The organism is Sporosarcina sp. FSL K6-1508, assembly GCF_038007465.1.
In the GTDB taxonomy this organism is placed as follows: Bacteria; Bacillota; Bacilli; order Bacillales_A; family Planococcaceae; genus Sporosarcina; species Sporosarcina psychrophila_B.
The window spans coordinates 1,729,707-1,749,420 of record NZ_JBBOXF010000001.1 but is presented as its reverse complement, the minus strand read 5'-3'; the positions used below and the strand labels follow the sequence as shown (position 1 = coordinate 1,749,420).

Sequence of the window (19,714 nt, the reverse complement as noted above, 5' to 3'; positions counted from 1 at the left end):
TCGGTTTGCAATATGTGTAAATTACGGTACAACCATTTCCATCTCTAGTGATTGCTTGGGGTCACTATTTATCCCCAACAAGACTCATAGAGATTCTGAAAGAATTATTCCCTTAGAGATATTCATGCCATAGTAAAAGCAGTAGTAAATTATTATCCAAATAGAGTGAGTTACATAAAGAACCAATCCCTAGTTAATGAGGTAATATGTTACGAAAATACCGCCTTAATTGATTATTGTTGATTATTTCCCTGTTTTCTTACTTTTGAGTGTAGCCGACGTTATAGCAGTATTTTACGTCTTAACGGGTGTTGTTTCTGTTTATTAATATCGGGAGTGTTTTTGTCTCGTGGAATAACAGAACTCAATATGCATAGGAGTTCTGCTCTGCTCTGATCTGTTTATATATATAATAAAGAGCGTATCCGTGATGGGAGTACACTCCATTGTTGAATTACCGTCGACAATGATTCAATTATTTACCTAACGCATCCTTGTTGCTACCAACAACTAGGAATTTTTTTATTGCGTTTATATCATGCAAGTTACCATTTACCGTAACCTTACCCGCAACGTCACCAATACTATCACTTTTCTTCTCTACAACATCATCAGCTATTGTAATATTGGTGCCAGAGCCCTCTTCTATAAAAAAACCTAGATTAGCATTAGCCATTTAATGCTTTAATCATCATTGTGTACGTTGTTTTCTCACTTTATGTGTTTCTAAATCTGCTAATCTAACAGGAATAGGTAAACGACTCTCTTTATTGATACAGTTCATAACCATTTCGGTGCTTGTATCTAAATCAATCCAGTTTCCACAAGAAACAAAGATGAGTTTAACACTTTTTGTCATCCTTAAGTTTTCTAAGCTGTATAACCTATAACCCTTGCTCTTCCTCTTCTCCCTCAAGTTGTGCATTAAAATAATCAGCATAGGTCTCCCATTCAACTGGTTTTGAGGTAAAAGACTTTTTTTCTAATTCAGAAATTTCCACTGCATCAAACCAAATAACTGAAGGAGTATTTTTTGTATCCATGACTATAAGACTTTCTGATGGCTCAGCTAGAACGACAAATCTAGTTGGCAAATTTACAGACTCTCTCAATCTAATCGTTTCATCGATGATATTTAAGCTGTTACCTACCCTGGAAAAAGAATAATTACTTATACTACCCAAATATCCCCCACTAAAAAATGTTGATACTTCGCAAAAAAAATCTGGCAATTCTATTTCTAACATTTTTTCTATTTCAATTAACTCTTCATTGTTAATTCCATCATCAGAATAAAGAGCTTCGTATCTTTTTTTCATTTCTAAATTTTCTTTATTCATAATACAATCCCTCTCTACAATTTATTTATTTTCTACTCTCAATTTCCAATATTCTCTTGTATCTGCATTGAAATTTTTTCGCTCTATAGGAAAACTAGGATTAGGTTTACTTTTACCAAACTGGCTGTGTAACTAGATTATGGTATCTACTAGGCATCTCAATTATTGGTCCCTCAACTTTTTGTTCAGTTACCATTAACAATACCCTTCATGAGTTCTGAATTTCAAGCTGGTCTCATTCATTGTTTTATACTTAAATTTCTCACAAAAAACAACATCTGCTGCCTAAAAGGCAATCAGGTGCTTTATGGTTAGCTATATAAAGTAATTCATTACTAATTCTATCTGTAAACCCACGAACTTATTTAATTACGTAAGTTTTTGGCTGGTTCCCTGCAACAATATTTCGTATGTTTCAAATGTCATATCGCCAGTTATCATATTTATTTTTCATAACCCAAGTATTCTTTGGTACAATCTACATGAGTTATTGATTTTCTCAGTAAGATTACTTTGTGAGTATTAGACTAATAGAGTATTGCTATTTTCTAATTATTCTCATGTTTTTTAATTATCTTGAAGCCCCATTACAATCCATTCATCTACAATATCCCAGAAATCCACATTATATTCAGGCTTATCATTGGTAAACCATAATGTCGCTACATCATCGATACAGTTGTTTAAATCTATAGCAACATATCCTCCCATGCCGTTTTCAAAAAAACCATATGTTGTAGCCATATTAATTCCTAATGGTTCATCTAATTCTTCAAGTATTCCCCATTCATAATCCTCAAAATGAGTACTGCATTCCACTGGTACTAGCCCCATAGCTCTACTTGGCAGATAATAAAACCCATTGTGTAACTTTTCATAGAACCTCTTAATAGATTCTGGAACATTTGACCAATCTTGTTGCATTTCTGAAATATAAATAGAACTGGTCGGTATACCACCTTCGTAATAAAGAATTTCTTCATTTTCACTCTTTACGCTGTATAGTACTGCATATTGTCCATTATCTACAATTAATTCAAATTCTAATAAATTCTCTTTCAAGTACGAAATAGTAATGCTCAATTCTTTTTCACACACATCATTCCATAAAGCTATTAATTTATCTTTCTTTTCAGTTTTATCTGTTTCTTTAAATATTTCTATCCATTTTTTAGGAATATTTCCCTTTTCTATATTGAGTAAGTCTTTGTTAGATACAAATTCTATACTTTTTCTGTATTGTTTTAATGAAGATAGCTTATCCACCCGAAATCACTCCTTTTTATTTATCCTATTAAATTCATCTGTCATCTTTTGTATCTCAATTTCTAGTTCTTTTTCTTTTAATATCATTTTTCCCTAAATACAGGATTTACCAAAATATTTTCTTTTTTATAGATATTCCAATATGCAAATTATTTTGAACCTTTAGATATATTAGCCGCTTCACTAAGACCTTTAAAATTCTCTACTAAATCGGCAATTTCCTTCTGTTGTTGGTAAGTCAATGTCTCAAAACCTTCCAAATGAGCTATTTTCTCTAAAGAAACAATATGATCTGCATGCAGTTTTTTTCAATTATTTTTTCGGGTAAAGCAAAATCCTCAGTTCCAATAATAACATCAATATTTTTATTAACTTCTTTTTGTATTTTAGAAGATGGCGATGCTCTTCTTAATTTAGCATATGTCTCATCGGAAATTTTCCTTTCCCCATGTCTTGCACCTTGCGTAATGTTTTTATCCGTCCCCTTGGCCCCAACATCCACATTCTTTATTTCAACCTTGACATCGACATCTCCACTTTTGATACTCATAGGGATATCCGTTTTTGCAAATGGCATATTGAATGCAAGGGCATTTGGCGTACCCAATTGGTAATGAGTATTAGTTAAGAGATCTAGTTGATTTTGAGTTTTGCCCAGCGGACTGTTGACGACATCTTTGTAAATTGGAGAATAGATGGACTCCATCTTCTCTGTTCTTACCACTTTACTTACTTGATTTAGATCTTGTGCTTTTCCGGTTAATTTCACACCCGCACTTGCCCAGTCAGCGAAGGGAATCATCGCTCCCAAAGAAAGGGTTGCATTTAATGTATCCCCTCTCGCAGCATAGATAACTCCATTTACGCCATCTGCTACTTCACACAAGCCCGGCAATATCTAAGTCAAACTGAAAAGTATCTAGTACTTTGTTTTCCTTGGAGTAAGAAGTCACTTTCAGTAGAAGACGAATTTATTATAGAGCTGTGAAAAGTACTAGGTCTCGGATTAACGCCCACTTAATTACAATAAGTATAAAAATATAAAGAAGCACTTGTCGCCTATTAAAAGGCAATCAAGTGCTTTATTGTTTACTTTTTTTCAAATTCCTTCATTCTCTCTATTAAATCTAAATCTGGCTGTTCTTTGTTTTGGCTTACATATTTATATTCAAAATACTTAATTCTAGCTGTTGGACCAAATTCACTTTCATGCCAATTTGTATAATCAAAATGTACATTTAATTTTCCTGTATCATTTAATAATAATGTCACTGAAAACCAAGGTTCTTGGTCGTTATCAGTAAAAACTTTTTGAAGTTCAACAGTTAGTTGCAATAATTTATGTAGTTCTTTATTATAAGCCCTCTTATCTATACTATATAATTTTGGAATATAATGTGAATAAACGTGTTGCTCCTCACCTTGGTGTGTAAAAAGAAGAAAACTCCTCCTTCTCCCTCCTTTACTTCACCATTAAAATAGAAATTATCCCATTCAGTTGGAATCATATCATTAACCTGTTGTGCAATTTTATTATATAACTTGTTTAATTCTATTTCAAAACTCATCAATATCAGCCTCCTGATTTATTTGCAATCTCACGAATCACTGGGAATTGTCCTTCAATTTCATATTCGACCATAAAGGAATCAGGTCGCATTGAATTATTAGAATAGATTGGATCAATGCTAATAGAAACTCTTCGGTGGTATCTCTTTCAATGCATTGGCCCACTCAGTCTCCATTTCGTACCAAACTCCACCCCTCCTATTAATTTGACTATTTTGTGGTACAAGATTATCAATATCAGGAGGACCATTAAATTGTGCTCCTATTAAATGTCCGCCATCATCATCTGGTAATCTGTCTTTTCCCCCTACATTTGCCTGGGCATATTTATTTCTATCAGCCTTTTTCAATACAAGTTCAGGAGCATTTACATTTACTATACTTCCAAGTTCATCAGTAGTATATTTGTAGTTATTATTGGTTACATACTTAGTATTTGGGAGTAGTTGTTTCTTACCATTTTCACCTTTTATTATGTGCTTTCCGAAGTCAATTTCTTTAACTTCGTTGACTATACCTTTTCCCGTCCCCTTAGCCCCAACATCCACATTCTTCACTTCAACCTTAACATCTCCAACTTTGATACTCGTAGGAATATCTGTTTTTGGGAATGGCATATTGAATGCAAGGGCATTTGGCCTACCCAATTGGTAATGAGTATTAGTTAAGAGATCTAGTTGCTTTTGAGTTTTGCCTAGTGAACTGTTGACGACATCTTGGTAAATTGGCGAATAGATGGACGCCATCTTCTCTGTACTTACCACTTTACTTACTTGATTTAAATCATTTCCTTTTAAGGCTAATTTCCCGCCCGTACTTGCCCAGCCGGCAACTGGAATCATCGCTCCAAAAGAAAGGGCCGCATTTAACGTATCCCCTCTCGCCGTATAGATGACACCATTTACCCCATCTGCTGCTTCACCAATAACAGGGACAAGCCCTGCAATATCTAATCCAACCTGAAAATAATCTAGAAATTTGTTTTCTTTCGGTTTGTCGACTTCAACGATTTCTTCTACTTTATAGTCAACTTTGGAAACAACTTCATAGAAAACTGTTTGGCCTACAACATACTCTTTAATGAGTAAACCATTTTCATACTCATAATATTTTATATTTCCCTCTATGTTTTCTTCAATAGTAGTTACTTTTTCCCTTCAAGGGTGTGAAAAGTGGCGGCAGTAATCATCGTACCGATTAGCTGTTCATGTTCCTTTACCCATAAGTCAGTGGGATAGAAGTACAAAAAGCCCCACACAGGAGATAAATCCTGATGCGAAGCTATTATACACTTAACTCCTGGACCTACGATTAAATTACCAGAGTAGCGAATTGTTTGAGTACCTGGTACCCGACACTTATATAAGCCTTGTAATTCATACAGCTAGTCAGAATTTTAGATATTTGAATTTTATCTCTTCCCATTTTTATTATTTACATAATTCCGCACAAACTGTCTGTTTATCTCACTTTGAGGTAGCAACCCTAAATGTTGATATTCAAAAACCATTTGTCGCTGCGTTGGAGATATAACCGAATTTATTACGTCTTCATAATCATAATTAATTTTTATCTTTCCAGGATACTTCAATATTAGTGTTAAATTCGTCCAAGGCTCTTGATCATTATCAATAAATATTTGTCTTAAATCATGAAATTTAGTTTGTAATTCTAATAACAAGCTATCATAGGTTTTTTCACTTACATTATATTTTGCAGGAATATCATGAGAATATATAAAATCTTCATTCTCGTAAGTATTGAAATAAAAGAACACTTCTCTAGAACCATCCAAAATTTCAGCATATAAGTAAATCTCATACCAATTACCATCAGGTATCATACCAAGGATATCCTCTGCTATGACGGGGTACATCTGATTCATCTGTTGTTCCATAAGTTTACTAACCCCCATTCTGATTTTGGACTGTTACCTTTTTTACCCTACCACCATCGATTGAATACTCGACTATAAAATTATCTGGTCTAGCGGAACTACCAGTGTATTGAGGTTTTATTTTCACTTTGGCGCTACCTCCTTCTCTACCTAAAGCTGATGCCCACTCTTGTTCCATCTGATGCCATTTCCCACCTGCTTCATTTATTTGGGAATTCAGTTTCATCTGCCTGTGCACCAGACAATTCTAATTAATTCTGAATTGTGTCCAATTTGCACCGTACACAGGCAGCACTCACTAAATGATTGCGAGTGACATCCGGTTTTACTGACTATTTCGCCTATTATTGATTATTGTCCATATTTGGCTATAATTAATAAGTAGGCGGCATTAGTCGGAATTTTACGTCTTAACGGCTGATTGATCCTGCTTATTTGTCTCGTGAGTGGATTCGTCTCGTGGAATAACAGGACTTAATAAGTTTAGGTATTCTACTCAGATGAAATGTTTATGACTTTTATCAACCTCACATTGTTTATATATAGAAAAAAGAACGTATCCGTGATGGGAGTACGCTCCATTGTTGAATTCATCAACTTCTGTAAGGACTTATTTTTAAAAGTTTATAATTAAAATATAAACAAGGGATGAAAGATGCGAAAAACTGGAAGAAAATATATCTTCCAGCTTAGTTTATGAGTTAATCATTGTTCACTCGACTCGTCTTATCTAAAACTGAGTTTCTTGTTATTCAATAGGACCCATGAATTCAGTGGCAATTAATATATGCTCTATTAGTTTCACTGTTTTTAGATTTTCAGCTTTTTCTGTTCCACCTAATCCTAATAAAGGGGTGTATCCAAAACACTCGTCATAGTTAGGGGCACTATATTTACTAGTCGCTTCAGGATAAGGCTGCCACATTAATTCATCGTTCATAAAGTCATTATCTTTTAAATCATCAAAAAAGAATTCAAATCCGGATGAAACAACATTAACATATCCTTTCCTAAAGTTTAACAAATTTACATACTTATCTTTTTCCCATACTATAATATCACCCATTGCGGTTGTAAAAATAGGAATCGCTTGCTCATACCTTAGGTAACTTCTCTCTAAAACATCTAAATAATCGTCTGGATTAATAACTTTTAAATAGTCATTTACGAAACTACCAAAACCATATTTTCCCCATGTTTCTATTAACTCTTCAGGAAGTTTATCCTTATACTTCAAAATAACATCTTCATCAACAGTTTCATGTTTAATAAAATCGCTAAATATAGTTTCCACTTAAAAAGCCCCCTTTGATTATTCAGTTAATTTCACATTTAAATAATTATTCTTTAGCTGCTCAGGTGTCATATTCTTAGCAATTCCCCTTATTTGATCATCAACAATATCAATCCTATATTTCCATTGAGAACCAATGGAGGAATTTACTCTTTTATCCCCCAAACCTCCAATAATGTTTGCTCTTCCTCCAGCTATTTGATCTGGATTATGGAGTGCTGCTTTTGTTCCCATCCATTCTGAAGCTTGCTTTGTCGCATCCGCTCTGGCAAGTCCTTGTTTTCGCAGTTCAGTAATTTTGTCTTTAAGCGCTTCTTGTCTAGCCATTTTTTGAGCTGCATTTCCTTCTATTGCTCTACCTTCAGCAATATATCTTTCTCTATTTTTTAGATACTCGAGTTAATTTCATAATCCTAAGCCCTTACGTATCAAGGCTTTCAAGACATAAAAAATAGAGCACCTCCCCAAATCCTGTATAATGTAAGTTACGACACATACATAACAGACTGGAGAGATGCCCCTATGTCCATTATACGACAACAAAGCCTGTTTGACATGCATGAATTATATAAGATGGAACCCACCCATCATTTTGAAGCAGTTTTTTCAACAGTTAACTTAAATCCTATCTTGAATCTATTCGATAAACCGAAAAAAGTAGGTGCACCTAGAGAATTGAATTACGGTGCCATGATCTATTCACTTATCGCTCGCGTCGTCGAGCGTATTGTGACAATCAAGGATCTTGTCAGACGGTTGGATCGTGACCCCATTTTTCGTTATGACTGTGGTTTTCTTCATTCCGACCAAATCCCATCCGAAGCTTCTTATTCCAGGATGATTACCGTCATCAGTGAATCAGATACGATGACCCAAATTCATGACAATCTTATTTTGCTGGCCATCGATGAAGGGCATATTGGCGAAGAAAACATCGCCATTGACGCCACCCATTTCGAGGCGAGGGATCGTGCCCAGGCTTCCGAAAAGAAAGAAAAGCCGGCTTCGAAAAAGCGCGGTCGCAAGCCAAAAGCCGAACGTGAACAATGGTTGAAAGAAAAACAGGCGGCGGAGAAAGCGCGTCCGATTTATGAAAAAGAGATTGTACATCAGCTATCCGAATCAGTAGAAACGTTGTTTAAAGAGGCCCCTATCGATCCGAAATGGGGAATCAAGAAAAACAGTGATGGAAAAAACACCTTCTGGTTTGGTTATAAAGGTCATTTGGCCGTCAGCACAAAAAGCCAATATATTCTTACGGGTATGATGACGTCCGGTAGTCTCAATGACGGGAAAGCAGCCATTCCATTATTGAAGAAAATTGATCGGGACCTTCCAGCTTTATTTAACACAGGTCTTTTCGATGCCGGTTACGACTACGAACCGATTTATCAACAATTGACTGACCAAAATCTACAAGCCGTCATTCCGTATAATCGACGCAACGAAGGAGAGATGGTCGGTTACGACGAGCATTTCGCACCGACGTGTGTCGTAGAGCATTCCTATCTTTACGATAGCTTCGATCCGAAATACAAGACACTGAAATATACACGCCCGAAAGAATGTGCGACCTGTCCATTACAACACGACACCCTTTGTCAAAAGACCTATAAAATTAGACAATCCACGGATTTCAGGAAGTACACCAATCCAGCCAGGGGATCGAAAAAGTGGGATGAACTGTACAAGGAACGTACCGCTGTCGAACGGGTCAATGCGTATTTAAAAGAATTCTTCGGGCTCAATAATGTCCGTCATCGAACTGGAAAGAAAGCGAAGCTGCACTTCCAATTGGTGACGCTTGTTTATAATGCTTCAAAATTAGCCACGGATCGGATCAGAGTAGTAATGAAGCAACAGTCGTTACAAGTAGCTTAACTACATCGAAATTTTATTTTTAAAAAACTTGAAAATCATCAAGGGGCTACTCTACACATTTTTAAAAATGGCTATTATGAAATTGATTCAGATGACTTTTTAAATTCATTCTTTATTAACTATTCAACATTTAAAGATTCATTGATTTTGGCTCAAAGGGAAATAGTTGAAACCTTATCTGTCCCCATTATTCCAATAACGCCCAGTATATGTATACTTCCCTTAATTGGCGCAATGGACTCATTTAGAACAACGATCCTAGAGGAAAAGATTTTAGAAGAGATTAATAGGCTTCATTTTCAAACATTAATCATTGACTTATCTGGCATAGCTAGTATGGAAAGTAGTGTAATTGAACATCTTATGAAAACTATTTACGGTACTTCCATGATGGGATGTCGCACAATCATTACTGGCTTGCGTCCAGATGTTGTTAGACAGTTGATTCGTTTAGGTATAAATTTTGATAAAGAAACGAAAACCTTTGGTACTTTACAACAAGCATTAAATGAATTCTTACTAAAATAACGAAACTGATACTTCAGAAGATAATTAGTGTCGAGTACTAGGTTCTAAATCAATTCAGAACTGAATTAGAACCCGGTACCCTTTACTAAAAAATGATCTGCTTTTCCAGTTGTACTTCTAACTCTTCCTGGCTATACCCTGACAACCAACGGATAATTTCATCGACTTCTGATTTTGTACGCCCTTTTTTCTCTGCTTTGGAAATATAACAGCCATAAACTTTTGCGGCACCCATCGTATAAATCTGATGTTTGGCCATAATAAAAGATTATTGATATTTATTTCAGTTTACTCTGGTAAGTTCAACTGCCAGGATACACCAAACTGGTCATTCAACCATCCGAATTTCTTGCTGAACCCATAGTTATTTATAGGCATGAGTGCTGTGCCATTTTGCATCATTTTATCATAAAGGCTGTCAATTTCCTCTTCAGTATCACACGTAAGAAAGATAGAAAAAGACGGGGTAAACGCAAACTCATGGTCAACATGACTGTCAATACACATGAACTCCTGCCCCTTTAACGAGAATACAGCTTGTATAACTGTCCCTTCTTCACCAGGTCCTTCAGCCCCGTATCGAGTAATGCTTTTAATTTCCGAATCCTCGATGAGTGATGTGTAGTATGTCATAGCTTCTTCTGCAATACCGCCTTGAAACATTAAAAATGGTGTTACATTCTTCATAGTTAAACTCCCTTTCTTCACATGAATTTTATTGTTATTTTCCTATTTCAACTACCTGTTTATACCCGAAAAAATGAGAGCGAATCCTTCTTAGACCAACACCCCTATGCGAAGCGAAAACTCGGGTAACTTCTTTTCTTGAATTAATGATATATGAGCTGTAGTCAAATTTTCAATACATTATTTTAATCACAATCAGCTTAGAAACGATACCCGTTTGTCCAAAATTTCAGGTACCTGTGTACGACACTATTCCGTTCGAGAGTGTAAAATATCTTGTGTAAATGAATAAATACAAAAAAGGAAGACCTTTTCTTGGTAGAATTAAGTCACCACAACCAATCCTAGAAAAGAGGTCTTCCCTATGACTCAGTTTACAACAGATATTGTTCAAGCACTAGTACAAAAACAAGATATTACCGAGGTTTTTCGTTCGCATTTAGAAACAGCGGTAAATGCGCTGCTCGCCACGGAGCTGACGGCTTTTTTAGATTATGAAAAATACGACCGAATCGGCTTTAATTCAGGTAATTCACGTAATGGTTCATATGACCGAACGCTACACACGGAATATGGTGACCTACAAATCACAATTCCCCGTGATCGAAACGGTGAGTTTAAACAACAGACAGTCGCGCCTTATAAGCGGTCAAACGATACACTCGAATCATTTGTGTAAACGATAAACTAAAGTGAGCAGTTTTCCACAAATAAGATTGAGCAGTTTTCCTCTAAATAATTCACTTCCTTTATACTAAACTTGTAAAAGGAAGTGAGGAAACTGGAGTGAAGAAAATCATGATTTATATGAAAATCTGCGAGTTATCCGAAATGGGCTTTTCTAAGTCGGCAATTGCGAGAAAGTTGGACATTTCAAGAAATACCGTTTCTAAATATCTAAAGAGTACATCTGAAGAATTTGAGGATTATTTAGTCTCCTTACAATCACGTAAAAAGAAGTTGGATCCCTACAGGGATGTCATTGTTGGATGGTTGAAGAAATATCCTGATATGAGTAGTGCCCAGGTCTACGACTGGTTGAAAGAGAATCAGGGGTTGAATGAAGATAATATTGTGGAGAATACTACTAGGAATTATGTGAATGAGTTACGTGCTGCATATCATATACCAAAAGTGTCTGAACAAAGAGTTTATGAAGCAGTTCCGGATAGTCCGATGGGTTTTCAAGCACAAGTAGATTTCGGTCAAGATTTGGTGACTTGTAATGACGGAAAGAGAAGAAGGCTTTATTTTATTGGGTTTGTATTATCCAATTCTAGGTATAAGTACATTGAATTCTTAGATAGACATTTCCATACAAGAGATTTAGTCCGCTGTCATGAAAATGCTTTTGAGTTTTTTGGAGGCATGCCTGAAGAAATGGTATATGACCAAGATGCTTTACTAGCTGTAAGTGAAAATGCGGGTGACTTATTATTTACCAAGGAATTTGATAATTACCGTAAACTAAGAAAATTTTCTATTTATTTATGTAGAAAAAGCGATCCCGAATCAAAAGGGAAAATAGAACAAGTCGTCAAGTTCGTGAAGCATAACTTCATGAAGAATCGTGAGTTTCAAGACATCCATTTGTGGAATCAACAAGCCATTCAATGGCTTGAGAGAACCGGAAACTACAAAGTGCATCATAATACAAAAAAAAGACCTTCTGAAGTGCATACAGTCGAAAAACTGCACTTAAGAAAAGTCTCTTCAAAATTCTCTTTCGAGAATTCCCTAATAGAAAGTATAACAAGAACAATTCAAAAGGACAATGTCATACGCTTTGAATCCAATCGTTATTCCGTACCTACAGGTACGTACGATGCGAAAACTAAAAACATGGCATATTTAGAAGTAACCACAGATGACCACCTAAATATTCGATTACAGACATCTGGAGAATTAATCGCGAGACATTTACTCTGTAGTTCGAAAGGACAATTAGTTTATGATCCAACTCATCATAAGAAACCAAGTCCAAAGAAAACGCTATTGAGAGACGAAATTGTGATTAGGTTTTCTAATAAAGAATTGATTTGTTGGTTTTTAGATGAATTGAATAAGAAGTATCCAAGACACTTATTAGACCAGTTGAAAGTATTACAAATGGTCATTCGAAATCATCCAGAGCATATAAATGAAGCGCTGGAAACTGTGAAAACTTTGCATATGATTAGTGCTAATGACTTCAGAGATGTCGCTTTCACGCTACATAAAGAATCACAGATGCAAGTAAAAGAAGTAATTACCAATTCACCAAAATATCAAGAATATAAGGCAGCAGAACGATCAGAAGATTACTACACCGATTTATTATCTGGGGGTAAAAGGTCATGACCTCTCCTATTGAACTATTACAAGAAAAATGTAGAACCTTGAGACTCGCTGAAACCGCAAAAGAGCTTCCCGCTCTTTTGCGTAATGCAGAATCGGGCAGTTGGACTTATCACGAGTTTATTAATGAACTCCTTACCCATGAAATGGTGTGCAGAGAAAAAAAGACCATTCATCGACTAATGCAATGGGCAGACTTTCCCTATCCAAAAACACTGGCAGATTATCGACTGGAAGAACAAAATGCGATTGGCGAGAGACAGTTTAAATTATTAAAAGATTTAAATTGGATTGAAGAGATGTTTACCCTAATTCTAATGGGCCCACCTGGGACAGGCAAAACACATTTGTCCGTAGGACTAGGCACTTTGGCTATTGAACATGGATATCAAGTGACCTTCGTTTCAATGGGAGAACTAATATATATTTTAAAAAGCAGTGATTACGTTAGTAAATCAAAGACACGCTATAAACGTATTACAACATCAGATTTAATAATTATTGATGATGTTATGTATATGACTGTAGATCCAAAGGAAGCAAGCCTGTTTTTCCAGTTTATATATGACATGTATGATAAAACCGCATTTATATTAACTTCGAATAAGGGTCCAAATGAATGGGGTAAATTTTTAGGAGATACCTCACTGACAACCGCTATATTGGATCGCCTTCTACATCGAAGTGAGGTGATTTCCTTCGGAGAAGACGAAGAAAGTATGCGTATGAAGTACAGAAAGACTTTGTTTCCCGAAGTAAGTGCTCAAACTTAATTGTGGAAAATTGATCAAACTTAATTTGTGAAAACTGCTCAATTCTACTTGACGGTTACAATTTGTCATTCACATGTTTCAAAAAGGCGTGACCATGTCGGAAATTGCAGATTTAATCGAGAAAATGTATGGCCATCATTACACACGTCAAACAATATCTAATATGACACAGGTAGTGGGTGAACAAGTAGAAGCCTTTAATAGAAGGAAACTCAGTGCGCGCTATGTCTGTGTTTATTTAGACGCAACCTATATTTCTATTCGACGTGAAACGGTCTCCAAAGAAGCTGTTTATATAGCCGTGGGCATTCGCGAAGATGGCTCAAAAGAAGTGATTACTTACACAATCGCGCCAACAGAATCAGCATTCAATTGGAAAGAGCTCTTACTAGAAATAAAAGAGCGTGGCGTAGAAGAAGTCCTGCTCTTCCTTTCAGACGGCTTAACAGGCATGGTGGCCACAATTACAAGCGTATTTCCTAAAGCGCAATTCCAAACATGTTTAGTGCATGTGGTACGTACTATTTCACATAAAGTACGTGTCGAGGATCGTGCTGAGATTTGTGATGACTTCAAAACGGTTTACCGAGCTGATGATCAGGAAGCTGGGCAAGTCGCGTTAGATAATTTCTGTTCAAAGTGGAAGAAATCATACCCAAAGGTGACAAAATCACTCGCTACAAATGACCATCTACTTACCTTCTACAGCTTTCCAAAATCAATTTGGCGCAGCATATACTCAACGAATTTAATCGAGTCTTTTAACAAGCAAATTAAGAAATATACCAAGCGTAAAGAGCAGTTTCCAAACGAAGAATCACTTGAACGCTTCCTAGTTTCCCAGTTCGAAGAGTACAACCAACGCTTCGCCACACGATGCCATATCGGTTTCGATCAAGCACGCGCAGAGTTAGCTGAGATGTTTGAAGTGAAAGAATAAAAAAAGACTTAAAGCGTTTAATATGGTTTTGATGAATAGGTACCTCTTTCTCGAAATCACAAAACAAAATCATCTATTTGAATAAGCTAAAATAAAAAAGTGTGATGATCTTTAAGAAAAGGTTGGATTGTCATTTACACATAAATATTGACACTCCCTTCCGTTCATTCATTCCTATTATATATTTATAAGGAGTAGATAATATATTTACTTCAATATCTATCCTTTTTCCTTTTCATACAATTGGTTGAATAGTTCATTGCACAGGTACCCCAAAATTTAAATGAAATTAACTTTGCTTTACTTGCTTTCATTAATTTTGGACACATTAGCAGAAAACTCCTCAAAACTCAATTGTCCTAAGGCAAACTCCATACTTTGAACATATATACATTCATTTTTAGTTAGTTCACGTTTTGCTTCCTTTTCAATCCAATCACGCTCTATGTCCAAAATATCTAAAACATGTTTTTGTTTTGAAAAAGCATCATAGTATCTTAATCCAAATTTCCTTTGAGAGATAGCATCAATATGAATGCCATCTGGATTTGCTGTTAAGCCTTCGGACGTTACAAAGTAGCAATTTTCATTGTTATGGGCAACTTTAGATAAAATCTGGTTAATTTGATTATATTCTACAGCACTTTTTCCAAATCCTACTTCTCCTAGGTAATGCCCTAATTCACCAATAATAATCGGGATATCTGGTACATTCAATTCTTCTCTCAAGTGTTTAAATAATGAAAGCAATTTATCTTCATACGTCTTATAACGTTCTCCAAAACTGTCACTTTCTCCTTGATGCCATAAAACCCCTATTATTTCACTCGATTCCATAGCAAACTTTGCTTCAGTAATTGCATGTCTTGTTAATAGTCCATCAATTGTCCACTCATCAATTGAGCTTCCGCCTTCAGCACATGCTATTAACCCAATGGATTCACCTGGATAATCCTCTGTCCAAGCCTGAGCAAAAGAGGCTGCTGGCCCAATACCAGATATATGACGATCAAAATTAAGCGGTTCCGCCATCATTTGCCATCTTCCGTTCCTTAACATCTTTATGTGTTCATTATAAATAGGCGGTACATCGTCAATAAATCCTCTTCCCGCCATATTCGATTGTCCAATTAATAATATAGATTTCATAGTAAAACCTTCTTTCTTTAAAATAAAAGGTGTCAGTCACTCATCTCAATTCATCTCCATAAGGTACAATAACCTCATTCAATACATGTATCCACTGACGCTTCATTTCCGGTACGTGCTTCAATGGCTTTGCAGCTTTGTACTTATCAAATTGCTTGCTGTCGAGAATCCCTTTGATATTCGGATTAGTTTCTGATCCAGTCACGTATTGAATTGCGAACAAATGCAGTTCGCCCTCTTTTACAAACCAAGTATTCGATAGCTACGTCCCTTTCGAATAGGGTGTCCGATAAATTCATTCATTAGCCAATCGATAGTTGGCAAATGAAAAAGGCAATTCAAGATAACAGTAAGATATCATAAAGTAATCGGATCATAAACACTTTGATATCATACATATCTTCTTGAACTGCCCATTAAATTTCAACCATTAGTTAGATTTTACATTCTCATCTTTGTTGTAATTGAACTGAGAAGGATCAACTGGAGTATATCCTGTTGGCGTATAGAATCTCAATAAGTCACCATTTACAACTTTGTCGGAAAGTTCTAATTTATTATCCACTTCTTTTTTGATAGTATTCGCAAACTCTAATTGACTATCATCTAGTGGTAAGCCTGTTTTATTATCATAAAACTTCCCATTAATTGAATAAATCGTAGGACTGACAAAACCGCCATTTCTAAATGGAACAATTTCATCACGCTCTTCTGATAATAAATCTGAACCAAATTGAATGAATTTTTTCGTATCAATTCCTAGTAAATGTAATAACGTTGGAAGAAGGTCTGTTTGGCCACCATAAGTGTGGTTGGTTCCACCTTGCATTCCTGGAACATGTATGAATAATGGTACGCGCTGTAAATTAGCACTTTCATATGGTGTAATTTCTTTCCCCATAACTTGTCCCATCGCTTTATTATGATTATCTGAAATACCGTAATGGTCACCATAAAGAACAATCATCGTATTATCATATAAGCCTAATTCTTTTAATTGGTTGAAGACTTGTTTGATTGCTTCATCTGTATAACGCGCCGTTTGGAAATAATCGTCAACACTTACATCTCCTGTATTGGCTTTATCAATTGTTACTAAGTCTTGATTAATATTATATGGAAAGTGGTTTCCTACCGTAATAAATTTCGTATAAAAAGGTTGTGGTAACGAACTTAAAAGACCTTCAGATTGTTCATAGAATGGTTTATCTAACAAACCATATTCCGCCATGTCTTCTGAAGAACTCGTGTCATAATAACTAGCATCAAAGAAGTTATCGAATCCAAATGTTTTATAAATTACATTTCGATTCCAGAAGCTCCCGTTATTACCGTGGAATACAGCTGATGTATAACCATAATCTTTTAAGATACTAGGAGCTGCTTGGTACGTATTTTGTGCTTTTGTAATATAAGCAGACCCTTGTGGTAACCCAAATATAGAATTTTCCAGCATAAATTCTGCATCGGAAGTTTTACCTTGACCTGTTTGGTGGAAGAAGTTATCGAAATACGTTGTATTCTCATCTTTTGTTAATGAATTTAAAAATGGTGTAACTTCTTCACCGATTAATTTGTAGTTGATAAGAAAGTTTTGGAATGATTCTAAATGTAAATAGATGACGTTCATTCCTTTTGCTGCACCAAAATATTCTGCATCGGGTTTGGCGTAGTTAGATGCTGTATAGTTAATCACTTCTGTAATATCATCACTATCCGCCAAAGCTCTCTGTGATGATGCTTTCACAGTTTCAACTGAATCATAAATCGAATAGTTATACATTCCTAGATATTTCACAATATAGTTTCTATCAAAACCCCGAGTTAATAGTTGCGGACGACTAAGTTCAGCTAGTCCCAAATTTATGATTGATACTACTAATGCAAAAGCAATAATTGCTATTGCTTTTTTAGTTCCTAAACGATTTGTTTCTTTTTGTATTTTTCTTGAGAATCGTAGGTAAAACAGTACAAATACATCCACAAAGAACAAGATATCAAAAGGTTGTATTAAAGAAAGAACACTTCCACCTAAATCCCCGAAATTCTGAGTTTGGAAAAGTGTAGGTAATGTAATGAAATCACTAAAAAACCGGTAATAAACTACATTCGCATATAAAAGAATAGACATAAGAGTGTAAACAACAACTAGTGCTGTATATTTTTTCTTCCCTCTAAATAAAAATGAAATTCCTAGAAATAGCAATGCTGAACCAAGTGGATTTATTAGTAAAAGGAATTGTTGAAGAGGTCCTTCTACACCTAGTTCAAATTGTAATGTTTGAGTGATATATGTTTTAATCCATAACGTCAAAACAGCTAATAAATATACCCTTAAAAAGTTGTTTAAAAGATAATCTTTTTTACTTACTAGATTTTTCATTTTTACACCAACCTTTTACTTATTTAAATTTAAATTATTGGTAGTAAATTGAAGAAATGTTACTTTACAATAACTCTTTTCTGTAACTAGTGTAGATTACTCCCATTTTACACTTTCGTCAAGTTTTTATAATCCAATAAAACCACATGAAATAAACGCCAAAACCCTTGCTGTATCAAGGGTTTTGGCGTTCATTGAAACTCAATGAAATTGTAATATGGAGACGGCGGGAGTCGAACCAACCATATCTAGAAAGATTATATAATCAGCCTTTCCAAGGGTTTATAGCTGCTATTATAAATTTTTGACTACGCTTTTGACTACGTTTTAAAAAAAATGCGATGCGGTGGACAATATTTATTTTAGATCAAGTGCTTGCGATGTTCCTATGAAGGCTTTGAACTATGATAATACCTTTCGCACGTATGTTGGCTTCACAAACTCTTTAATCAAGGTTTGTGATCTTTCACTATATATTGGACGCAACGTATCTTCGTCTACTGATACCGGTGGTCGGGATCGAAATAACTCTAAAAGTATTGAAATGACACAGTTTTATTAATTGATGATGGAAAAAAGCAGAAAAACCATATCAAACTCATGTAAAACAAATTTCAAAAAGCAACTGCGTCTTCTTTATTACAACTTTTTGTTAATTTAAGAAAGCTATGTTTCTTAATCGCTAGCTATTTAAGTACATTATTCGTCTTTTTTTCCTTTTTTCGCTTTAATTCTAGATTCTAATTCAGCTGTTCCCTTATCTAAAAATTCAAGTATATTAGTACGGGCTGTTTCAATAAAATCCTGCATAGCGTGTTCAATATGGTTATCTAATACATCTTTTTGCAAGTTAACCGGTTTCGGCTCTCCGACAATTTCTTTATTGCCTTCACTCCATACCACATATAATAAAGACAAATTGACAGCCCTATATCTTTCAAATATGTTCCCCGTTTCATAGAAACTTTCCGGCATTTTTTCTTTAAATTGACTTTTATCCAATAACTTTGCTTCATCAGTAGTCACGACTGCTGCATTTACCTGATTATAAAGAACTTCTCGAACAAGCTCTTCAGTTATTTGATTATTTGCATTAAATAATCTAACCGCTGCCGCAACAGGAAGAATATGTTCATGTGTAAAATGCTTACCAAGCACAGCACTAAATTGAGTTAATTTATGATTATTCTCTTCCCATAACTGTTGATACTTTTCATAAGCCTTTGGTGTAAAATATGGCACCCCTCTATAATCCCCGTTTGTTGTGTGTATAGAGGTCCAACCTCGCATCAATTTACTTACCGCATCATATTTTTCCCTATTCGAATCACCAGCTTGATTGCTTAAAATATTCCATACCATATTTATAATATCTTCGTTTCTGTCTCTATCTTCAGGTGTTAATTGTCCATCATCATTGAAATGAATACCTATATTCGCCATTTCAGCAATCCTCTCTATTATCTAGTTTAGTTTTTAAAATCATTCTTCAATTATATCTAATTTTGAATGACTTATTAAACTAACCTGCGACATTAGTTTAAGTACATTCTTTCACAAACTTTTTTTAAACATAAGGTTGAAACTTATTAGTTGTAGGCTAATCTTCATAATACCATTTTACGAAAAGTCAACCTTTACCTTTAACATAGCCTTTAAGAAAAAAATCA

The 19,714-nt window shown here is 35.1% G+C and carries 16 protein-coding genes and 7 pseudogenes; 6 read left to right on the top strand and 17 right to left on the bottom strand.

Features of this window, described 5'->3' with window-relative positions; translation table 11 throughout:
- Positions 1-475 precede the first annotated feature (475 nt).
- From MKZ11_RS08690 to MKZ11_RS08640, 11 genes and pseudogenes are all read right to left on the bottom strand, one after another.
- The gene (locus tag MKZ11_RS08690) at positions 476-676 is read right to left on the bottom strand and encodes a hypothetical protein (protein ID WP_340793854.1); all 201 of its coding nucleotides are present in this window, start codon (positions 674-676) and stop codon (positions 476-478) included.
- 15 nt (positions 677-691) lie between these two features.
- Positions 692-865 (bottom strand): annotated as a pseudogene (locus MKZ11_RS08685) (endonuclease V); the annotation flags it as partial.
- Positions 866-884: 19 nt separating this feature from the next.
- Positions 885-1,340, bottom strand: a complete 456-nt coding sequence (locus MKZ11_RS08680; RefSeq protein WP_340793852.1) for an SMI1/KNR4 family protein — start codon at positions 1,338-1,340, stop codon at positions 885-887.
- 567 nt (positions 1,341-1,907) lie between these two features.
- A complete protein-coding gene (locus MKZ11_RS08675) occupies positions 1,908-2,606 on the bottom strand; it encodes an SMI1/KNR4 family protein (protein WP_340793850.1) in 699 nt (232 codons plus the stop codon).
- Between the two features lie 274 nt (positions 2,607-2,880).
- Complete coding sequence (locus MKZ11_RS08670) at positions 2,881-3,492, bottom strand: hypothetical protein (protein ID WP_340793848.1); 612 nt, start codon at positions 3,490-3,492, stop codon at positions 2,881-2,883.
- A 203-nt stretch (positions 3,493-3,695) separates the two neighbouring features.
- Positions 3,696-4,114: pseudogene (locus tag MKZ11_RS08665) on the bottom strand (immunity protein YezG family protein).
- Positions 4,115-4,294: 180 nt separating this feature from the next.
- Entirely contained in the window at positions 4,295-5,017 is a 723-nt protein-coding gene (locus MKZ11_RS08660) for a DNA/RNA non-specific endonuclease (RefSeq protein WP_340793845.1), read from the bottom strand.
- Between the two features lie 569 nt (positions 5,018-5,586).
- Positions 5,587-6,072 (bottom strand): antitoxin YezG family protein, encoded by a 486-nt coding sequence (locus MKZ11_RS08655; RefSeq protein ID WP_340793843.1) that lies wholly within the window; start codon positions 6,070-6,072, stop codon positions 5,587-5,589.
- Between the two features lie 7 nt (positions 6,073-6,079).
- On the bottom strand, positions 6,080-6,298 hold the full coding sequence (locus MKZ11_RS08650) for a DNA/RNA non-specific endonuclease (RefSeq protein WP_340793841.1): 219 nt from the start codon (positions 6,296-6,298) through the stop codon (positions 6,080-6,082).
- A gap of 522 nt (positions 6,299-6,820) precedes the next feature.
- On the bottom strand, positions 6,821-7,366 hold the full coding sequence (locus tag MKZ11_RS08645) for a T6SS immunity protein Tdi1 domain-containing protein (RefSeq protein ID WP_340793839.1): 546 nt from the start codon (positions 7,364-7,366) through the stop codon (positions 6,821-6,823).
- A gap of 18 nt (positions 7,367-7,384) precedes the next feature.
- Positions 7,385-7,762, bottom strand: a pseudogene (locus tag MKZ11_RS08640) (polymorphic toxin type 15 domain-containing protein); the annotation flags it as partial.
- Between the two features lie 126 nt (positions 7,763-7,888).
- On the opposite strand from MKZ11_RS08640, the gene MKZ11_RS08635 reads away from it, so the two are divergent.
- Both MKZ11_RS08635 and MKZ11_RS08630 read left to right on the top strand, forming a co-directional pair.
- Entirely contained in the window at positions 7,889-9,247 is a 1,359-nt protein-coding gene (locus MKZ11_RS08635) for an IS1182 family transposase (RefSeq protein ID WP_340792672.1), read from the top strand.
- Between the two features lie 147 nt (positions 9,248-9,394).
- Positions 9,395-9,775 carry an STAS domain-containing protein gene (locus MKZ11_RS08630; RefSeq protein ID WP_340793838.1) on the top strand — a complete coding sequence of 127 codons (381 nt, stop codon included), beginning with the start codon at positions 9,395-9,397 and terminating at the stop codon, positions 9,773-9,775.
- An 88-nt stretch (positions 9,776-9,863) separates the two neighbouring features.
- Here MKZ11_RS08630 and MKZ11_RS08625 read toward each other — a convergent pair.
- Both MKZ11_RS08625 and MKZ11_RS08620 read right to left on the bottom strand, forming a co-directional pair.
- A pseudogene (locus tag MKZ11_RS08625) lies at positions 9,864-10,034 on the bottom strand (DUF2200 family protein); the annotation flags it as partial.
- 29 nt (positions 10,035-10,063) lie between these two features.
- Positions 10,064-10,462, bottom strand: a complete 399-nt coding sequence (locus MKZ11_RS08620) for a VOC family protein (protein ID WP_340793837.1) — start codon at positions 10,460-10,462, stop codon at positions 10,064-10,066.
- Positions 10,463-10,826: 364 nt separating this feature from the next.
- On the opposite strand from MKZ11_RS08620, the pseudogene MKZ11_RS08615 reads away from it, so the two are divergent.
- The 4 genes and pseudogenes from MKZ11_RS08615 to MKZ11_RS08600 form a co-directional block, all read left to right on the top strand.
- A pseudogene (locus MKZ11_RS08615) lies at positions 10,827-11,138 on the top strand (transposase); the annotation flags it as partial.
- A gap of 110 nt (positions 11,139-11,248) precedes the next feature.
- Positions 11,249-12,802 (top strand): IS21 family transposase, encoded by a 1,554-nt coding sequence (gene istA, locus MKZ11_RS08610; RefSeq protein WP_340793835.1) that lies wholly within the window; start codon positions 11,249-11,251, stop codon positions 12,800-12,802.
- The gene (istB, locus tag MKZ11_RS08605) at positions 12,799-13,572 is read left to right on the top strand and encodes an IS21-like element helper ATPase IstB (RefSeq protein WP_340793833.1); all 774 of its coding nucleotides are present in this window, start codon (positions 12,799-12,801) and stop codon (positions 13,570-13,572) included. The genes istA and istB overlap by 4 nt, the downstream gene beginning before the upstream one ends.
- 61 nt (positions 13,573-13,633) lie before the next feature.
- Positions 13,634-14,512, top strand: a pseudogene (locus MKZ11_RS08600) (IS256 family transposase); the annotation flags it as partial.
- 300 nt (positions 14,513-14,812) lie between these two features.
- Here MKZ11_RS08600 and MKZ11_RS08595 read toward each other — a convergent pair.
- The 4 genes and pseudogenes from MKZ11_RS08595 to MKZ11_RS08580 all read right to left on the bottom strand — a co-directional run bounded on the left by MKZ11_RS08595 (position 14,813) and on the right by MKZ11_RS08580 (position 19,487).
- The gene (locus tag MKZ11_RS08595) at positions 14,813-15,661 is read right to left on the bottom strand and encodes a sialate O-acetylesterase (RefSeq protein WP_340793831.1); all 849 of its coding nucleotides are present in this window, start codon (positions 15,659-15,661) and stop codon (positions 14,813-14,815) included.
- A 40-nt stretch (positions 15,662-15,701) separates the two neighbouring features.
- A pseudogene (locus MKZ11_RS08590) lies at positions 15,702-15,920 on the bottom strand (hypothetical protein); the annotation flags it as partial.
- A 171-nt stretch (positions 15,921-16,091) separates the two neighbouring features.
- Complete coding sequence (locus MKZ11_RS08585; RefSeq protein ID WP_340793829.1) at positions 16,092-18,044, bottom strand: LTA synthase family protein; 1,953 nt, start codon at positions 18,042-18,044, stop codon at positions 16,092-16,094.
- 699 nt (positions 18,045-18,743) lie between these two features.
- Positions 18,744-19,487, bottom strand: a complete 744-nt coding sequence (locus tag MKZ11_RS08580; protein ID WP_340793827.1) for a hypothetical protein — start codon at positions 19,485-19,487, stop codon at positions 18,744-18,746.
- Positions 19,488-19,714 lie beyond the last annotated feature (227 nt).

Coding starts and splice junctions, on each gene's coding strand:
- MKZ11_RS08635 (WP_340792672.1), top strand. CDS start 7,889: ATGTCCATTATACGACAACAAAGCCTGTTTGACATGCATGAATTATAT.
- MKZ11_RS08690 (WP_340793854.1), bottom strand. CDS start 676: ATGGCTAATGCTAATCTAGGTTTTTTTATAGAAGAGGGCTCTGGCACC.
- MKZ11_RS08620 (WP_340793837.1), bottom strand. CDS start 10,462: ATGAAGAATGTAACACCATTTTTAATGTTTCAAGGCGGTATTGCAGAA.
- MKZ11_RS08580 (WP_340793827.1), bottom strand. CDS start 19,487: ATGGCGAATATAGGTATTCATTTCAATGATGATGGACAATTAACACCT.
- MKZ11_RS08595 (WP_340793831.1), bottom strand. CDS start 15,661: ATGAAATCTATATTATTAATTGGACAATCGAATATGGCGGGAAGAGGA.
- MKZ11_RS08655 (WP_340793843.1), bottom strand. CDS start 6,072: ATGGAACAACAGATGAATCAGATGTACCCCGTCATAGCAGAGGATATC.
- MKZ11_RS08680 (WP_340793852.1), bottom strand. CDS start 1,340: ATGAATAAAGAAAATTTAGAAATGAAAAAAAGATACGAAGCTCTTTAT.
- MKZ11_RS08660 (WP_340793845.1), bottom strand. CDS start 5,017: ATGATTCCAGTTGCCGGCTGGGCAAGTACGGGCGGGAAATTAGCCTTA.
- MKZ11_RS08650 (WP_340793841.1), bottom strand. CDS start 6,298: ATGAAACTGAATTCCCAAATAAATGAAGCAGGTGGGAAATGGCATCAG.
- MKZ11_RS08585 (WP_340793829.1), bottom strand. CDS start 18,044: ATGAAAAATCTAGTAAGTAAAAAAGATTATCTTTTAAACAACTTTTTA.
- istB (WP_340793833.1), top strand. CDS start 12,799: ATGACCTCTCCTATTGAACTATTACAAGAAAAATGTAGAACCTTGAGA.